The sequence below is a fragment of the Streptomyces sp. NPDC004435 genome, assembly GCF_042873895.1.
Classification (GTDB): Bacteria; Actinomycetota; Actinomycetes; order Streptomycetales; family Streptomycetaceae; genus Streptomyces.
Genome location: NZ_JBIAMB010000003.1, coordinates 157973 through 175550, shown reverse-complemented (window position 1 = coordinate 175550; position 17578 = coordinate 157973). Strand labels below are relative to the sequence as shown.

Annotated in this window: 11 protein-coding genes; 1 reads left to right on the top strand and 10 read right to left on the bottom strand. The window is 75.0% G+C overall.

The genetic code is table 11. The annotated features are described in order from the left end of the window. Positions 1–91: 91 nt before the first annotated feature. The 3 genes from ACFYT9_RS06320 to ACFYT9_RS06310 all read right to left on the bottom strand — a co-directional run bounded on the left by ACFYT9_RS06320 (position 92) and on the right by ACFYT9_RS06310 (position 6623). Entirely contained in the window at positions 92–3202 is a 3111-nt protein-coding gene (locus tag ACFYT9_RS06320) for a glycoside hydrolase family 3 N-terminal domain-containing protein (RefSeq protein WP_389161294.1), read from the bottom strand. 32 nt (positions 3203–3234) lie between these two features. Further along, a complete protein-coding gene (locus ACFYT9_RS06315) occupies positions 3235–5151 on the bottom strand; it encodes a ricin-type beta-trefoil lectin domain protein (RefSeq protein WP_389161292.1) in 1917 nt (638 codons plus the stop codon). Positions 5152–5384: 233 nt separating this feature from the next. Next, positions 5385–6623: an amidohydrolase gene (locus tag ACFYT9_RS06310; protein WP_389161661.1), complete on the bottom strand. Its 1239-nt coding sequence runs from the start codon at positions 6621–6623 to the stop codon at positions 5385–5387. Positions 6624–6835: 212 nt separating this feature from the next. On the opposite strand from ACFYT9_RS06310, the gene ACFYT9_RS06305 reads away from it, so the two are divergent. Then, positions 6836–7006: a thiazolylpeptide-type bacteriocin gene (locus ACFYT9_RS06305; protein ID WP_030757923.1), complete on the top strand. Its 171-nt coding sequence runs from the start codon at positions 6836–6838 to the stop codon at positions 7004–7006. 130 nt (positions 7007–7136) lie between these two features. On the opposite strand, the gene ACFYT9_RS06300 is transcribed toward ACFYT9_RS06305, so the two are convergent. The 7 genes from ACFYT9_RS06300 to ACFYT9_RS06270 are packed head-to-tail and all read right to left on the bottom strand — an operon-like array spanning position 7137 to position 17572. Beyond that, positions 7137–9056 carry a TOMM precursor leader peptide-binding protein gene (locus ACFYT9_RS06300; protein WP_389161659.1) on the bottom strand — a complete coding sequence of 640 codons (1920 nt, stop codon included), beginning with the start codon at positions 9054–9056 and terminating at the stop codon, positions 7137–7139. A 35-nt stretch (positions 9057–9091) separates the two neighbouring features. Further along, positions 9092–9847, bottom strand: a complete 756-nt coding sequence (locus ACFYT9_RS06295; protein ID WP_376598003.1) for an ABC transporter permease — start codon at positions 9845–9847, stop codon at positions 9092–9094. A gap of 2 nt (positions 9848–9849) precedes the next feature. Continuing rightward, entirely contained in the window at positions 9850–10851 is a 1002-nt protein-coding gene (locus tag ACFYT9_RS06290; RefSeq protein ID WP_389161290.1) for an ATP-binding cassette domain-containing protein, read from the bottom strand. Between the two features lie 47 nt (positions 10852–10898). Further along, a complete protein-coding gene (locus ACFYT9_RS06285; protein ID WP_389161288.1) occupies positions 10899–12002 on the bottom strand; it encodes a metalloprotease in 1104 nt (367 codons plus the stop codon). Then, positions 11999–13126: a lantibiotic dehydratase C-terminal domain-containing protein gene (locus ACFYT9_RS06280; protein ID WP_389161286.1), complete on the bottom strand. Its 1128-nt coding sequence runs from the start codon at positions 13124–13126 to the stop codon at positions 11999–12001. The genes ACFYT9_RS06285 and ACFYT9_RS06280 overlap by 4 nt, the downstream gene beginning before the upstream one ends. Beyond that, the gene (locus tag ACFYT9_RS06275; protein ID WP_389161284.1) at positions 13114–15966 is read right to left on the bottom strand and encodes a lantibiotic dehydratase; all 2853 of its coding nucleotides are present in this window, start codon (positions 15964–15966) and stop codon (positions 13114–13116) included. The genes ACFYT9_RS06280 and ACFYT9_RS06275 overlap by 13 nt, the downstream gene beginning before the upstream one ends. 10 nt (positions 15967–15976) lie before the next feature. Further along, complete coding sequence (locus ACFYT9_RS06270) at positions 15977–17572, bottom strand: nitroreductase family protein (protein ID WP_389161283.1); 1596 nt, start codon at positions 17570–17572, stop codon at positions 15977–15979. Positions 17573–17578 lie beyond the last annotated feature (6 nt).

The following is a 17578-nucleotide window of genomic DNA, read 5'->3' as shown; positions in this document are numbered from 1 at the left end:
GTCTCGGTGCGGGTCTTCGAGCCCCCGGAACGGGCCGGAAGGGCCCGGTGGACCGGCCTCCCGCGAGGCGCCGGTCCACCGGACCCCGCACTCAGCCGGCCGCGCGGTAGGCCGCGGTCAGCCTCGCCACCGCGCCCGCCGGATCACCGGAGAGCAGCCGGTGGTCGGCGTCGGCGAAGGGCTTCGCCACCGCCTCGGTGACCCGCTGCCCGATGCGATCCTGCACCAGCAGCCTGGCCCGGGCCACCAGACGCCGCGCCTCGGGTGAATCACCACGCCCGGCCGCCTGGAGCACCCGGGCCGCGAGCCCGAGCGCCTTCAGCACCGGCTCCCCGCCCTTCGGCGCCGCCGTCAGGGTGGTGAGCCCCCAGCCGTAGGGGTACTGCGGGTCGTACGAGGAGTCGCCCACGTTCACCGGCAGCTGCGCCTCCGAACGGGGCCAGGTCACCGGCAGCTGCCCGGTGAAGGGCTTGCGCCCGTACAGCACGTCCGCGACGCCGTCGCCCTCCGTGCCGGGCAGCCAGGACGCCACCAGGGCGTCGATCCCCGGCAGCCGGTCGCCGATCAGCTGCGGCCGCCCGGAGACGACCAGGACCGCGCACGGCATCGCCGCGCACACCCGGTCCACCGCCGCCTTGTCGGCGTCGCTGAGCTCCAGGTCGTGCCCGTTGCCGACGTCGCCGACGCCCTCCGCGTACGGCGTCTCACCGACCACCACGACCCCGGCGTCGTACCCCTCCACCGGTGCGGAGGCGTCCTGGGACCAGGTCAGCCCGGGCGCGACCTTCCGCATCCCTTCGAGGATCGTCGTGCCGGTGGTCCGCTTCCCGGGGGCGCCCTGCCAGCTGATCGTCCAGCCGCCGGTCTGGTTGCCCAGGTCGTCGGCGTTGGACCCGGCGACGTACACCTTCTGCGCCGCCTTCAGCGGCAGCACCCCGCCGTCGTTCTTCAGCAGCACCTGCGAGGCGGCCGCCGCATCCCGGGCCACCGCCCGGTGCGCGGCCGAGCCGACCGACGGCAGGTGGGTGGTGTCGGCGTACGGCTTCTCGAAGAGCCCGAGCCGGAACTTCTGCGTCAGGATCCGGGCCACCGCGTCGTCGATCCGGGCGGCCGGGATCCGGCCCGCCCCGGCCTCGGCCACCAGGGTCCGGGTGAACTCCTGGTAGTTCGTCGGCACCATGATCATGTCCAGGCCGGCGTTGACCGAGGTCCGCACGTCGCTCGGGTAGTCCCCGGGGATCTGGTCGATGGCCTGCCAGTCGCTGATGACGAAGCCCTCGAAGCCCATCCGGTCCTTCAGCACGCCGTTGATCATCTCGGCGTGGGCGTGCATCTTCACCGGACCCTTGCCGTCGCCGATCACGTCGAGCGAGGAGTACGACGGCATGACCGTGCCCGCGCCCCGCTCCACCGCCTCCGCGAACGGCGCCAGGTGCACCGCCTCCAGCTCCTCGCGGGTCACCTCGGTGACGCCCTGGTCGATCGTGTACGAGCCGGTCGTCGACGACCCGAACGTCGTGCCGCCGTCGCCCACGAAGTGCTTGGCGCTGGTCAGCACCTTGTCGTTGCGGTCCAGGTCGCGCCCGTCGGCCGCGCCCTGCATGCCGTTGATCACCGTCTCCATCGCGGTGACCAGCGCCGGGTCCTCGCCGAACGCCTCGTACGACCGGCCCCACCGCTCGTCCCGCGTCACGCACAGGCAGGGCGCGAAGTCCCAGGGCACGCCGGTCGCCCGCACCTCCTTCGCCGTGACGGCGCCCGTCCGCGCGGCGAGCGCCGGGTCGCGGGCGGCGCCGATGCCGATGTTGTGCGGCATGATCGTCGCCCCGGCCACGTTGTTGTGCCCGTGCACCGCGTCCACGCCGTAGATCAGCGGGATCTGGAGCCGGGTCGCCCGGGTGCGCAGCTGGTAGCCGTCGATCATCCGCGCCCACGCCTCGGGCGTGTTGGGCGAGGGCACCGAACCGCCGCCGGAGAGCAGCGAGCCGAGGGCGTACCCGGCGATGTCGCCGGGCGCCCGCAGCGCGTTCCGCTCGGCCTGGGTCATCTGCCCGGCCTTCTCCTCCGGGGTCATCCGGGACAGCAGGTCGGCGACCCGGCGCTGCACGGGCAGCCGCTTGTCGAGGTACGGCAGCCCGTGCGCGTTCACCACGACGACCGGGTGCTCGGCGGGCGGCTTGGCGCCCTCGACGGTCAGCTCCACCGGGATCGTCTCGGCCACCTCGCCGGAGCGGTCCCTCAGCGTCTCGACGGTGATCGACCGGGTGGTGCCGGAGGGCGTCCCCGCGGGGAAGACGAGGCTGCCGGCCACCGGCCGGTAGTCCGTGCCGACCTCGGCGGGGCCGTCGTCCCCGGTCGCGTAGGCGACCGTGACCGGCTGGTCCGTCGGCCGCGCGCCCGTGGTGTTCACGGTGACGTCGATCCGGGCGGCGGCGCCCTCCGTCACCGGGTGCACGGCGGCCCCCGTGACGACCTGCGTGGTCAGCGCCGGCTCCGCCCTGCCGTACAGCTCGACGCCGTCAAGCGCGAAGGAGCCCGGCGCGCCGGTCGGCAGCGTCAGCGCGTACCCCCACATCCGGTCCAGGCCGAGGACCTGGTCGATGCCGCCGACCGGCTGGTAGTCGGCGCGGTACTGGAAGGAGGAGAAGGGGATCTCGACGAGGTGCCAGCCCTCCCAGTCGTCGGTGAAGGAGGTCGTCCACAGCTCGGACGCCTCGCCGTTCGCGCCGCCGTCCTTGAGCTCGAAGTTGATCCGCTTGCCCGAACCGGGCGGCAGCGGCGCGGTGTTCTGCCCGTACCACCAGAAGCGGATCCCCCGGTGGGCGGTCCAGTCCTGCGCGGGACGGTCGAAGGCGAAGTCGTGGGTGAAGCCGCCCCAGCCGCCGATGTCGTAGCGGCCTTCGAGGACCTTGGCGCCCTCGGGGGCGTCGGCCCGCTCGGCCAGCGCGAGCGTCGGGTGGTCGTCGGCGTCGCTGCCCCAGGTGAAGATCCCCTCGGCGGGCGGGTTCGCGAAGGGCACCTCGCCCTCGAAGCGGTCGATCGCCCGGGGCGCGGGGTCGTCGGCGCCCGGCGCGGCGGCGCTCGGCGCCGCTCCCGCGAGCAGCGTGGCGAGCACGGCCGAGACGGCGGTGGCGGCGGTGGCGGCGAGGGCGCGGCGGCGCCCCCTGTGCCGGTGGTGTCGATGGTGCGCGTGGTGCGGCATGCGGTCTCCTGAGGACGGGGGAGGGGCGGCGGTCAGGACGGCTGGTGGGTCCACTTCTGGTTGGCCGCGCCGGTGCAGGACCAGATCTGGGCCCGTGCGCCGTCGGCGGAGGAGCGGTCCGTCACGTCCAGGCACCGGTCGGCGGCCGTGTTGACCACGTCGTGGGTGGCCGCGTCGTACCTCCACCGCTGGGCGCCGGTCCCGTTGCACGTGTACAGCTGCGCCTTCGTCCCGTCGGCGACCCCGCCGCCCGTGACGTCCAGGCACTTGCCGAGGGCCCGCACGCTGCCGTCGGCGGCGAGCGTCCACCGCTGGGCCGCCGTGCCGTTGCAGGTGTGGAGCTGGACGGCGGTGCCGTCGGCGCTCGACCCGCCCGCCACGTCCAGGCACTTGCCCGCGAGCCCGGTCAGCGGCCCGGCCGGCGCCCCGCCCCCTGTGGTCCCGGACCAGGTGAAGGTGGCGGTGGTGCGGGCGGGCAGGCTGTACGTGAAGGACTGGCCGCCCCAGTCGACGCGGACGGACTGCGCGGAGCCGCCGCCGTTGTGCGCGATCAGCGCCTTGGAGCCGTCCGGGTTGCGCCAGGCGACGTTCCGCACGGTCGCGTTGTCGGTCGAGGCGATCCGGTACGCGCCCGGCTTCACGAACTTGGTGAGGTGACCGGTCGTGTAGTACTCGATCGTGTAGTCGACCTGCCCGGCCCTGGGCCCGCCCTCCTGCACGGTGACCAGCCCGGTGCAGGTGCCGCAGCCGCCGTTGTGCGGGCCCATGGACTGGTTGAGCGCCAGGCTCCACTTCACCAGGCTGCCGCTCCAGTTGCGGGCGTACGAGACGATGTCCTTCAGGTCCTCGTCGTGCTGGTTCCCGATCCAGGTCCCGCCGGAGTGCTCGGTGCTGAACTGGCGGACCGACGGGTACTGGTCGTGGACCTGGCTGCCGACCGCCGGGTCGCCGAAGTAGCCGTGCCAGGCGATGCCGCCGAAGAGCGGGTCGTCGCGGACGGCCGCGTCGCCGAGGACGCCGGCGCCGAAGTTCGCGTAGTCGCCGTAGTTCCAGTCGTGGACCAGGACCTTGGTGTTCAGGCCGGCGGCCCGCAGGGCCGGGTAGAGGTGGTTCTTGGTGAACTCGGCCAGACCGGACGGGTTCCAGCTCATGCCGGGGTAGTTCATCGCCGTGGGGTTGCCCGCCTGGCAGCAGTTCGGCTCGTTCTGCACCGAGAGGTAGTCGACCTTGACCCCCGCCGCCTGGTAGCTCTGGACGTACTTGACCAGATACTGGGCGTAGGTGGGGTAGTGCTCCCACTTCAACCAGCCCATCTGGTCCATCCGGCCGTTGTCCTTCATCCAGCCGGGTGCGCTCCACGGCACGCCCTTGACCCGCAGCGCCGGGTTCAGCTGCTTCGCCTGCGCGGTCAGCAGCCGCACGGGGGTGTCGTAGCCGTTGGCGCCGAAGTCGTTCAGGTCGCAGCAGGTGTCGTCGAGCGAGACGTGCCCGGGGCGGGAGAGGTCCGAGGCCCCGATGGGGTTGCGGACGAAGGAGAGCCCGATCCCGTCGGTGGGCGAGAAGAGCTTGCGCATGACCTCGTCGCGGGTGGCCGCGCTGATGGCGCCGCCGCGGAAGAGGTGGGCGGTGGTGTCGGTGATCGAGGCACCCCCGCCCTCGAACTGCTGGTAGGTGGTGGACTCGTCGACGGTGACGGTGTGGTTCGCGGCGCCGCCGGCGGGTCCGAAGGCGAGCGGGGCCTGCGGGGTGAGTCCGCGGGTGACGGTACGGCCTCCGGCGTCGGAGGTGGTGGTCAGCCAGACGTCCACCCGCTCGCCCGCGGCCTGCGCGGTGGTGGGCGCGGTGAGGACCAGCCCGGTCGCCACGAGGGCGCCGGTGAGGAGGGCGGCGAGCGAGCGGGGACGCGCACGCGTCCCGTGGCGCGCACCCCGCAGAGGATTGAGCTGCACCTGACAACCCTTTCGTCGAGGCGCGCCGCTGTGCCGTCCGGACCCGGCCCGCCCGGTTCCGTCCGTGTCCCGCAGGGCGGCACGCCTTTTATCAAGCTGTGAACTTATGGACGCGCCGACCGCCCGTCAACCCCTCCCGCATCCAACTCCCGAACCCCCAGGACCCGTTGACGGCCCGTACGGCCACTCGCGGCGCGAGCCGTGTTCGGGAGGTGACGCCGGCGGTGGCCGGATCAGGCCCCCGTACCGACCGCCGCCGACCGGTCCAGCCGGTCCAGGGCCGCCGCCGTCAGCGCGGTGATCGCCGCGGGGAGCGCCGACCGCACCTCCGGCGCGAAGCGGGAGGAGTGGTTCGGCGGGACCCGGTCCGGCCCCGCCGCCCACTGGCGGGGGCCCGTGACACCGGTCATCCAGTACACCAGCGGCACGTCACCGGCGCCGTGGAGCCCGTCGCCCGCCCCGCCGTACAGCGCGAAGTCCTCCGACGCCGCCGACGCCGGCCAGTCGGCCACCCGCTCAGGACCGAACAGGGCCGTGTGGGCCGCCCGGACCGCCGCCGTCGCCGCCGGGTCGCCCCACAGCGCCGGAGCCCGGTTCACCCGCGCGATGTCCGGGTCGCGCGGACAGGCCGAGGCCGCGCACTCGGCCCGTACGATCCGCTCCACCGACGCCAGCGCCCGGTCCAGCGCGGCGTCGGTCAGCGCCCGCAGACCGATGCCGAGCGAGGCCGTGTCGGGCACGACGTTGACCGCCGTCCCCGCCCGCAGCGTCCCCACCGTGAGCGTCACGTGGTCGCCCGGCGCGCTCTCCCGCGACACCACCGTCTGGAGCCGCAGCACCACCGCCGCCGCCGTCACGACCGGATCCACCGTGAGCTGCGGCGTCGCCGCGTGCCCGCCCCGCCCGTGCACCGTCACCTCCAGCGCCGCGCTCGCCGCCGTCACCGGAGCCCGGAGCGTGCCGTGCGCGACGAGCCCCGCCGGCAGCGGCGCCGCGTGCTGGGCGAGCACCACGTCCGGCACGCCGAACCGCTCGTAGACCCCGGCCGCCAGCAGCGCGCGCGCCCCCGTCAGCGTCTCCTCCGCCGGCTGCCCCACCACCACCAGCGTGCCGCGCCAGTCCGCCGCCGTCCGCGCCAGCAGCTCCGCCGCCCCGGCCGCCGCCGCCAGGTGCAGGTCGTGACCGCAGGCGTGCATGGCGCCGTTCCCGGAGGCGTACGGCAGCCCCGTCTCCTCCACCAGCGGCAGCGCGTCCAGCTCCGCCCGCAGCCAGACCCGCGGACCGGGGCCGTTGCGCAGCACCCCGACCACGCCGTGCCCGCCGACGTCCCGGGACACCTCCAGGCCGAGCGCCGCCAGCCGGTCGCCGAACAGCCGGGCCGTCCGCGCCTCCGCGCCGGACAGCTCGGGAGCGGAATGGACGTCCAGATAGAGCGTCAGCGCGGGACGGACCGCCTCCCCTGCGAGGGCCATGGCCAGGGCGGGGCGGGACGGGGCGGCATACGGGGCGGGCACGGGTCTCTCCTTCGTCCGGCTTGCGCCGGTTCCTGACGACGGGAACGGATCGCTGGCACCGCGCGCCAGCGGGATGCCAGCGGGCGGCGGGCCGAACGGTGAGCGGCGGGCGCTGCAATGGAGTCACGGCAGACGGCCCCCGACAGGGCCGCGGACCCTGAGGAGGCACCATGAACAAGGACCTGAGCACCCTCGCCGACGAGATCCTGGAGCTGGAGGCCGAGACCTTCGAGATCTCCGACTACTCGGACGCCAGCGAGGTCGTGCTGGCCGGCTCCACGAGCACCAGCTCCACCTCGACCTGCAGCTCCACCACCAGCACCACCTCCTGCTCCGCCTGACCCCCTTCCGGGTCCGCCGCGCGCCCGGTGTCCGTGACCTCCACGGACACCGGGCGCCGCCGCGCGGGCCGGGAGCCGTCCCGCCGATCGGGCCGGACACCGCGAGCCGGGCCCGATCGACACGCCACCCCTAGGGGAACGGGTGCGGCACCCGGTGGACCTCGCCGTCCGTGAGGTCCGTCGCCCGGTGACCGCCCCGCCGCAGCGCGGTCCGCAGCCGGGGCATCAGCGGAGCCCGCTGCCGGTTCCAGCCGAAGTCGATCGGCAGCAGCCCCGGCACCAGGGTGCTGACCGTGCACAGCCCCATCCGCTCCTGCTCCGGCGTCGTCTGGTCGACCACGACCACGTCGTGCCCCGCGCCCGTCAGCGCCTCCGTCACCACCCGCAGGTCGTCCCGGAGATCGAGCGTCCGGGGCCGCCCCGACTCCTCCCACTCCCGGTACGTCTCCTCGAAGGAGCGCACGGCCCGCGGCTCCAGGAAGGCCCGCGCGTAGCCGGCCATCCGCGGCAGCCCGTACAGCTGGGCGTGGTCCTTCAGATGCCGGACGCGGTCGAAGTCGCCGGCCATCGCCTCCAGCTCGGCCCGCCGCTCGCGCGTCTGCCGGGACAGGTGCGGGATGTAGGTGAGGACCTCCGAGAGCGCCCCCTCCACGGCCGCGCGCGGATCCAGGGAGGCCGCCGCCGCGAAGGACAGCAGCCCCGGGCCGCCGTCCCGGCGCACCGCGACCGCCGTCACCACCGGGACCGGCAGGTCGATCCGGTTGTCCAGGACGTGCACGTCGTACCCCTGGAGCGCGGCCCGCTCCGCCATCGCCGCCGAGGCCCGGCCGCCGACCGTCGCCAGATCGACGGCGGGCAGCCTCGCCGCCCCGTACCAGGCGTTCAGGAAGGCGTCCCGCTCCACGAGTTCGAGGAGCCCGCCGAGCACCGCCTCCTCCAGGCTCCCGCCGATGGCGCAGCCGTTGGAGCACTCGAAGACGAAGTTGTCGGCCTGGAGCCCCGCGCTGTAGTAGACGAGCCGGGACGGCACGAGCACCGGCCGCCCGTCGCGCAGCGACCAGCCCCACTCCCAGGGGATCGCCCGGTCCGGGTCGAAGGGGGCGACGAGCGGGTCCTCCCGGTACGTGCGCTCCGCGTAGAAGCCGCACTCCGCCGGATCGACCGCCCGCTCCCGCAGCTCGTTCCAGGAGCCGGTGACCGGTGCGCGCGGGGCGCGCCGGTGGGTGCCCGCGTACCGTTCGAGACCCTCCAGGAAGGCCAGCGTGCGGCTGGTCGCGAAGACGTTCTCCTGCCCGCTCCACGTCACGTCGTTCAGCCCGGCGTACCCGCGCACGAAGACGCTGCCCGCCACCGGGGCCGTCGTCGGCGAGGTGACGCTCAGCCAGGTCCCGCCGCCCAGCGCCCCGCACACCGGATTGGCCAGCGCCTCCTCGGGGATCGGGTACGAGCCCGCCGCCCGCAGCCGGTACGCCCCGGGATCGGGCTTGCGGCGCTCCACCGGCTCCAGCGCGCGCGGCCCCGCCTCCTCCGGCGCGGGGGCGCAGTCCGGGCAGAGCGGTTCGGCCAGCAGCGGATAGGTGCGCACCGCGAGCGTCGCCAGGTCGATCCGGGTCACCTGGGGCAGCGCCCGGTCGGCGGGCCCGGCCGCGGGCGGCTCGGCCCCAGGACCGTCCAGGACCGCCGCGCAGACCGCCGCCACCGCGTCGTACAGGTGCGGGGTGAGCAGCGGCCAGGCCCCGGCCGGGCGCGGACCCTCGGGCCCGCCGGTCTCCAGCGCGTCCCGCTCGCTCCGGCTGCGCAGCCGCTGCCAGCGCACGGCCAGACAGCGCCCGCAGGCGGGCGCGGTGCCGTCGCCGCCCCACGGGCCGACCAGCACGGCGGAGGCGGTGAGGTGGACCCGGGCGCCGGCCCGCTCGGCCGCCCACGGGTCCGGCGCGCCCGGCCCGCCCAGCGGAGCGGCGGCGTCGGTGACCCCGACCGGCACCACCGGCACGTCGGCGCCGAACCGCAGGGTCAGCGCGGCCCGCAGCTCCGCCCCGGCCCGGTCCATCGGCGGCTCCACGGGCCGCTCCGCCACCGGGGCGCTCACGACGACCTCGTCCAGCGGAAGGTCTTCGCCGCGACCGCCCCGAAGACCACCGCGAACCCGACGAGCGCGGCGCAGCCCAGCCACACGTCGGAGAGGTCGCCGCGCCCGGCGAGCGCGTGCGAGACGGCGTCGTTGAGATAGCGCAGCGGCATCACCAGCGACACCTTCTGGAGCCAGTCCGGCATCGAGTCGAGCGGGAAGAAGGAACCGGAGAGGAACGCCATCGGCAGCATCAGGAAGTTGGCGACGGCGGCCACCGACTCCGGGGTGTCCGCGAAGGAGCCGATGATCACCCCGAGGAGCAGGAAGGTCGTCACCCCGAGCGCGAGCACCGGGACCAGCAGCGGCCAGCCGGAGGCGGGCTCCAGGCCGAAGACCGGAAGCATCGCCACCCCGACGAAGAGCAGCGACTGCACGGCGCCGACGACCAGGGCGATCGCGTACCGGGAGCCGATCACCGCCGACAGCGGCGCCGGGGACATCCGGATCAGCCGCAGGATGTCGTCCGACCGCCACTGCATCAGGGTGAAGGCGATCCCGAAGACGGCGGCGTTCGCCACGCCCCAGGACAGCACCCCGGCCGCCGTGTAGGAGAGGTAGGAGAGGCCGCTCTCCTCCACCGCCTGGCCCTTGAAGATCAGGCCGAAGACGACGAGGAAGAGGAGCGGGAAGGCGAAGGTGAAGAAGAGGGTGGTCTTGTCCCGGACCTGGGCGCGGTAACCCGCCCCGGTCAGTGCGGCGTAGGCGCTCATGGTCACGGCTCCGTGGTGGTCTCGGCGGGCGTCCCGGCGGGCTTCCCGGCGTCAGGGGCGGCGGACGGGCTCGACGTCAGGTCGAGGTAGACGTCCTCCAGGCTCGGCGTGCGCGTCTGCACCCCGTCCAGGCCGACGAGCCGGTCGACGGCGGACAGCACCTGCCCGGGCGCGTGGGTCTCCAGGACCAGCGAACCGCCCTGCTCGCTCACCCGCTCCACACCGTCGATCCCGGCCGCCCGCCGCGGGTCGAGCCGGCCCAGCGGCAGCATCAGCCGGCTCGGCGCGTGCGCGGAGGCGACCAGATGGTGCGGGGAGTCCGTCACCGCGATCCGGCCGTCGACGAGGATCGCGATCCGGTCGCACAGCGCCTCGGCCTCGTCGAGGTGGTGGGTGGTGTAGACGATCGTGCGGCCGGCCGCCTTCAGCCCGCGCAGCACCTCCCACAGGGCCCGCCGGGCCTGCGGGTCGAGCGCGGCCGTCGGCTCGTCGAGGAAGATCAGCTCCGGCCCGTGGACCAGGGCCGACGCGATGGCCAGGCGCTGCCGCTGCCCGCCGGAGAGGTTCTCCACCCGGACCTTCCGCTGCGCGGTCAGACCGACCGTCTCCAGAGTGGTGTCGACGCTCTCGGGACGGGCCTCGTAGAGCGCGGCCACCGTGCGCAGGTGCTCGTGGGCGGTCTGGCGGACGAAGAAGGCCGAGGACTGCGTCTGCACCCCGATCCGGGGCAGCAGCCCGGTGTCCCGGGGCCAGGGGGAGCGGCCGAAGAGCGCGACCGAGCCCGAGTCGGCCCTGCGCAGCCCTTCCATGATCTCCACCAGGGTCGACTTGCCCGCCCCGTTGGGGCCGAGCAGTCCGAAGAACTCGCCCTGGCGGATCTCCAGGGACACGCCGTCGACGGCGAGCCGGTCCCCGTACCGCTTGGAGACCGCCTCGACGCGGACGGCCGCGGGCGGCGGTCCGCCGGCGGGGTGGGTGGACGACATGGCCTGTACCTCACTCATGTGGTGCGTGGTCCTTCGACGGAGGGGAGGGAAAGGGGGTGCGGCGGTCACCGCAGCAGCAGGAACAGCAGGGTGGCGGTCGCCGCCACGGCGAGCAGCACCAGGAGCACCGCCCCCGACGCGTACGCCGTGTAAAGCCGCCGGGCCCGTGGCGGGTAGCCGGCCACCGCCTCCGCCCCGCCGCTCCGGCGCAGCGCCAGATAGGCGCGGGTCTCCGGAGCGAGCCGGGCGGTGCCGAGCGCGTGCCCCAGCATCCGGTAGCCGTCGAGCGGCGGCAACGGCACCAGATTGCCGAGACCCTGGATGGTACCGAGCAACAACAGGCCCGCCACGAAGGGACGTTCGGCCGCATCGTCCGACAGCAGCAGCCACCAGGCGCCGAACGGCAGCAGCAGCGCCATGTTGAGGTACGCCCCGGCTCCAGCGATCACCAGCTTGGCCCGCAGCCCCGGCAGGAACAGGTAGTCGTCGACCGTGCAGTACAGCAACGCGGCCGGCAGCCGCCACTTCAGCCCGATCTCGGTCACGTGCCCGCCGTAGTGCCGGGCGGCGACCCCGTGGGCCAGTTCGTGCACGGTGATGCTGAACCAGAGGAAGAGCGCGATCCCGGCGAGCGCCGCCGGCTGCCCGGTCAGCCCGCCCGCCGCCGCGACCAGCGGCCCCGCCTGCCAGGCGAGCAGCCCGAGCAGCGCGAGGACGGCGGCGGCCAGCGGCAGCTGGACGACGGGGTGCAGGACCGGGCGCAGCACCCGGTGAAGCCGAGCCGTGGTGGCGCCGGCGTCCCGCACCATCGGACGGCTGCCCCGCCAGAAGGAGTTGGGCGGCGCGGGCTCGGGCGCGGGCACCTCCGGATCGGGCGCGCCGACGAGCAGCCCCCGGGTCCCGAGCAGTCCGAGCAGCCGGTTCCAGTGCTCCTCCCCGACCCTGCGCCCGAACCGCGCCGCGTACAGCGGCGCCAGGTCCTCCAGGGTGCGGGTCCCGTCGAGCCGGGCGATGAGGAAGTGCTCCTTCTCCCCGACCTCGAACGCCGACCCCGTGACGGGGTGCCGGATCAGGCGCACGGTCCTCGGCCCGAGCAGCAGCGGCGGGCTGAACCGCACCCCGGACCGCAGCTCCGGCCGGTAGGCCCGCCGGGCGGCGGCCGCCGTCACGCGTCCACCCCCACCGGGTCCGGCACGCCCTCGCGCAGCACCCGGCCCAGGACGAAGGAGAGGTACGCCTCGTCCCGGATCGTCACATGGAGCCGGTTGTTCGTCATGTGCATGTACGGGGAGAGCAGCCGGGGCAGCACCGCCGACACGTCCGTCAGCGGCTCCAGCGGCGCCGCGTCCACCGGCTCCGTCCGCTCCTGCCCGGCGTCCTCGCGGGCCGGCCCCTCCCACACCGGGAACAGCAGCTCACCCCGGGCCGTCAGCTCCTCCACCCGTGACCGCAGCTCCAGGCAGTGCGCCGCCCAGCCCCGCAGGAAGGACGGCAGCCGCTCCGGCTCCCCGGCCCCGACCGCCGCGCGGACCGCCGCGAACCGGCGGGCCAGCGACGGGGCGAGCTCCGCGTAGCCGCGCTCGTACTCCTCCGAGCCGATGAACCCGCTGTCGGGGAACGCCCGGTGCCAGAACCGGTAGTAGCCGTCCAGATAGCCGGCCAGCCGCTCCTCCTCCGGCAGGAAGCAGCTCGCCATCACCATCATCAGCTGCGCCGAGGTGCCGAGCAGCACCGTCCGCAGATGCAGGTTCATCGTCCGGAAGGCGTCCACGACGAGGTCGCTGGAGTGCCGGAAGTGCCACTCGGCCAGCTCCACGCCGGCCGGCCCGCCGTACTTGGCGTACTCGGGGGCGTACGGCTCCTCACGGAAGGAGTTGTTGGGCCGCAGCCGCATCCGGCCGTCCTCGCCCATGTACCTGGTCCGGTCCTCGCCGGGGAACTCGATGTCGAACAGCGAGTTGTAGAAGTCCTTCAGGAACCCCGAGTCCACCTCGTACAGCGCCGGCCGGCTCCTCAGGAACGCGGCGAGCGCCTCCTCGGCCCGCCGCCGCACCTCGGGGGCCGCCGCCGCGCTCGATGGCCGCAGGCGCAGCCGCACGTGCGGACCCTCCAGCCAGTAGTTGATGAAGAAGTACCCGGCGAGCAGCCCCTCCTCGGAGAGCCGGGCGACGAGCGGACGCACGCAGTCGACGAGCAGCGGCCGGGGGCTCGCCGCGTAGAAGACGTGCAGCGCCAGCCAGGGGCCGGGTCCGCCGGTCGCGGAGGTCGGGTGCGGGGTGGTCAGTTCCGGCATGTCGGGCCGTCCTCGGTAGCCGTACGGGCAGGGGTGCGGGGAGCGGGGGAGGTGAAGGTCTCGACGGCCAGCTCGGCCACGTGCCGGCCGCGCGCGGAGACGAGCTGGAGTCCGTCCTCGTCCGGCAGCGCCTCGCGGAGCACCACCGACGCGCCCTCGCCCCGGTCGATCAGGGCGTCGAAGGCGGTCAGCGACAGCGGGCTCTCGAAGTCCACGTACAGCGGCTTCGCGCCCGGCACCCGCCGCCCGGCCCGCCGCGGGGTCGCGAAGACACGGTCCGGCAGCCCGTGCGTCCGCTGCCAGCGGCGCCACTCCAGCCACCAGGCCGACTCGTCGCCGCCCGGCCGGCGCACCGGCAGGACCGCCGTCTCCGCCGTCCACGCCCGCCGCGCCAGGACCACGTCACCGTGCGTGACACGGGGCCTGCGGGTCACCCCGTCCACCGCGGGACCCACCGGCACCCCGCCCCACACGTCGGCCGGCGCCATGGTGCTCGGCGACAGGAGCAGCAGCGTCCGGGGGATCGCCGGAAGAGCCACCGGCACCAGATAGCCGAGGTAGACGGGGATCACCCGGCGGCCGAGCCGCCGCGAGCGCAGCACCAGCCGGTCCGTCTCCTCGTCGTGCGTCAGGCTCAGGTCGTCCAGCTCGATCCGGGCCTCGGCCGGCACCGTCGACGTCTCGCCGGGACAGACGATCTGGTGGTCCGTCAGCCTCCCGTGGAGGTTGAGGTTGCTGGTCACCGGGCCGCCGGTCAGCTCCGCGAAGACGGCGCCCTCCGGCTGCCGCTCCCGCAGTTCCTCCCGCAGCCGCGCCGAAAGACCCGCGCGCCCCTCCCCGACCCCGCTCCCGCCTTCCCCTTCGCCGTCGCCGTCGAAGACGTGGGTGAAGCGGCTGAACGGGAAGGCCGGCCCGCCGTACGAGCGGTTCAGCACCACCCGGTGCCCCTCCGCCCCGCCGCCCAGGTCGACCTGGAGGTGGTGACTCCGCGGGACGAAGTCCCCCGTCACCGGGGCGAGCTCCGCCGCCACCCCGGAGAGCAGCGAGGCCGGGAGCCGCAGCTCCTCCGCTCCGCCGTCCCGCTCCCACACCTCCCGCATCCCCGCCGCGAACCGCCGCCGCGCCTCGTCCAGACTCCGGAGCGCCGGCTGCCCGAGCCAGTTCTCCTCCGGCACATAGGCCCCGTCCGCGTCGAACGCGACGCGCCCGGCCGTGAACGACAGGTACTGGTCGAACAGGTCCTCGTGGAAGTCGTGCACAAGGCCCAGCAGGTCGTCGCAGCGCCCGCCCCGCCCGTACCGGGCCAGGAAGAAGCCGTGCAGCGTGATCCGGTGCGGCAGCGTCAGGTCGAAGAGCGGCAGGACGCCCTCCACCGCGCGCAGCGCCCGCCCGGTCTCCCCGCCGAGCAGCTCCGCCCCGGCCGTCACCGCGTCACCCGCGCTCACGTCCTCGTACAGCAGCGTCTGCGGCAGCGTCGGCTCTTCGGCGCCGAGCCCGGCGAGCACGCCGAGCAGCCCCTGGCGCAGCTCCCGCAGGAGCGCCCGCCGTTCGGCGAGCCCCGCGGCCGGATAGCGGGCCAGGCATTCCGCCGGGCCGTCCAGGCCGCCCGCGACCGTCTCCGCCCATTCGACTCCGAGCCCGCGCAGCGCCTCCTGGAAGGAGCGCAGCGGGTCCCCGTCGTGGACGTCCGGGCGGAGCGCCGGGACCTGCACCATGCCGACCCCGAGCAGCGCCGCCGCGTACCGCTCGCACTCCGCGGGCTCCGCCCCGTGCTCCCGCCGCAGCCACCCGGTCAGGTCCCCGTACCGCAGCCCCTCGCCCGCGCCGAGGAAGCCGAGCAACCGCTCCAGGACGCCGCTGCTCCGCAGGTAGAACAGCCGGTCGCGGACCGCGTCGAAGGTGACGGCGGCGCTGTCGTCGCCGGCCGTCACCCACTGGCGCACATAGCGGATCCGGTCCTCGTCCCGGCCCCAGCCGGGGGAGAGGACCACGGGCAGGTCACGCCGCCGCACGGGGTCCGCGAGGATCAGCTCCTCGATCCGCGCCAGCGCCACCACCGTCAGCCGGACATGGCTCGACCACGCCTCCCCGATCCACAACTCCCCGGCCGCCCGGGTCCCGCTCGCACGCGCCCCCGCCGCCGTGCCGCCCGCCGTGTCCCCGTCCGCCCCGTCGTCGGCCCTGTCCGTGAACACCCCCGACGCCACCGGCGTCAGCGTGCTGAACGGGCTCGTCTTGCAGGCCGTGCGGGAGAGGTACGTCAGGGCCGAGCGCTCGATCTTCCGCATCCGCCGGTCCGGCTCCGCCGCCCGGTCCGCGAGGTACGCGTCGAGCCGCGAGTCCAGCGTCGGCGAGGCCAGCAGCAGCCCGAGCCGCAGCCGGTCCTCCGCGAGTGCCGACCGGAGCGCGCCGCGCGCCCCGCGCACCTCCTCCGCGAGCAGCCCGGGGCCCTCGGCGAGCAGTTCGGCGTACCGGGCCCGGTCCTTCAGCCAGCCGCCCACCCGGGCCCCGGCCGCCGGGTCGAGACCGGCGACCAGCCGTTCGGCGGCGTCCGGGTCGGCGGGCAGCCGGTTGTTGAAGATCTGGCGGCGCAGCGCGAGCAGCGCCCTGCGGGCCAGGTCCCCCGAGGCGTCGGCGGCCTCGACGAGCCCGTGCAGCACCTCGCTCAGCGCCTCGCCCTCCCCGGCGAGCCGGTCCTCGTGCGCCAGGACCTCGTCGGCCCAGGCGCGGGCGCGCGGGCAGCGCAGCCCCCGGACGGTCTCCACCGGCAGGCCGGCCGCGCGCAGCAGGAAGCGCCGCCCGACCTCCCAGCCGGGCGCGGTCCGCTCCGTCGTCGTCATCGCGGCCCCCTCAGGCGATCTCGTGTCGGAAGTCGGCCGGCCGGGGCCGCTCGTGCCCCAGCGGCATGATCAGCAGCGGTGCCTCCTCGGTCCCCGCGAGCCCCAGCCGCTCCACGAAGGACACGTTGTCGAAGCCGAGCGCGACACCCGCGCCGACTCCCAGCGCCGAGGCGGCCAGGTAGAAGGTCTGCGCCACGGCGCCGGCCGTCCCGACGGCGATCCGGTAGCCCCGGTCGCCGACCGCGTCCAGGACGGCCGCCGTGCGGACGGTCGGCACGAGGACGGCACCGGCCTGCTCCAGGTTGTAGTTGGCGAGGAAGTAGTTCGCCTGGAGGAAGTCCCCCTGCGCGCCGGGGACGACCGGCAGCAGACCGCCGCCGTCGGGGTCGTAGGCGTAGGCGCCCGGCTCGATCCCCTCGACGTGGTTGACGAAGACGTACAGCCGCACCAGCGATCCGCCGTCCCCGGTGTCGGCCTCGCCGCCCAGCGACGTGGCCGCGCAGGCGGCCAGCACGCCCGACAGCTCGCCCGGCCCGAGCGGCCGGGAGGCGTCGAACCGGCCGAAGCTGGAACGCCGTTCGCGCAGCACCCGCCGGACCGGCACCTCCGGCACCACCGGCGCGGGCAGCGCCACCCGGTCGGGGCCCTCCGGCAGCGGCCGGACCGCCGCCGCGCCGAGGGCGCCCGGCGCGGGCCGGTCGGTGGCCCCGGCGAGCGTCGCCACGTGCATGGCCCGGACTGTCGGGAAGCCGATGACGGTACGGGACCGCTCCAGGTCCCGGTGGCGCACGGCGGGATCGGGCGCGGCGAGCGGCTCCGCCACGGCGGGCGTCCCCTCCCAGGCCAGCGGCACCACCGCGAAGACCGTCTCCTCCTCGCCCCCGGTGCCGAGCAGCCCGTTCAGCCGCGCCTCGTCGAACCAGAACACCGGCCCGACGGCGAGACCGTGCGCTGCGGCCCACACCCGCCAGGTCTGCACGAGCGTGCCCACGTCGGTGCAGACGACGTGGAAGCCGAAGCTGTTGTACTTGAACGCGGTCTGCCAGTACTTCACCGAGAGCAGCAGGTACTGGTCGGTCTCCCGCGCCGGGGCCGGCGCGTCCGCGCCCAGCGCGTCGCGCACCAGCGCCGTCACGTCCCCGGTCAGCACCCGCTGCACGGAGTGCCGGTGCACGTCGTAGTGGTGGAGCCCCGGGGTGAGCGGCCCGGAGGGACCGGCGGCCCAGTGCACGGCGACGGGGTACAGGCCGCCGCCGCCCGCCGTCCCGCGCGACCAGTTGGCGTGCGGGTACAGCGGCAGCCCCGGCAGGTCGCTGTTGGCCTGGACGCCCAGGCGACGGCCGGTCAGACCGTAGGAGTCCTTCAGCATCGCGGCCAGCAGCGGCAGCGTGAACCCCGCCCCGGGCGGGCTGTCCCGCGCGGGCAGCAGCCCCGCCGCCGCGGAGGCGTCGGCGCCGTCCCCCTCCGGCAGGGCGTACGGCTCCACCCCCGGGTAGAACTTCCCCTTGCGCGGGGCGTCCGGCCAGTCGGGCACGAAGTCGGCGGGTTCCATCGGGACGCGGCCGCGGTGCAGCACGGCGTCGGCGTACTCATGGGCGTACCCCATGGGGTC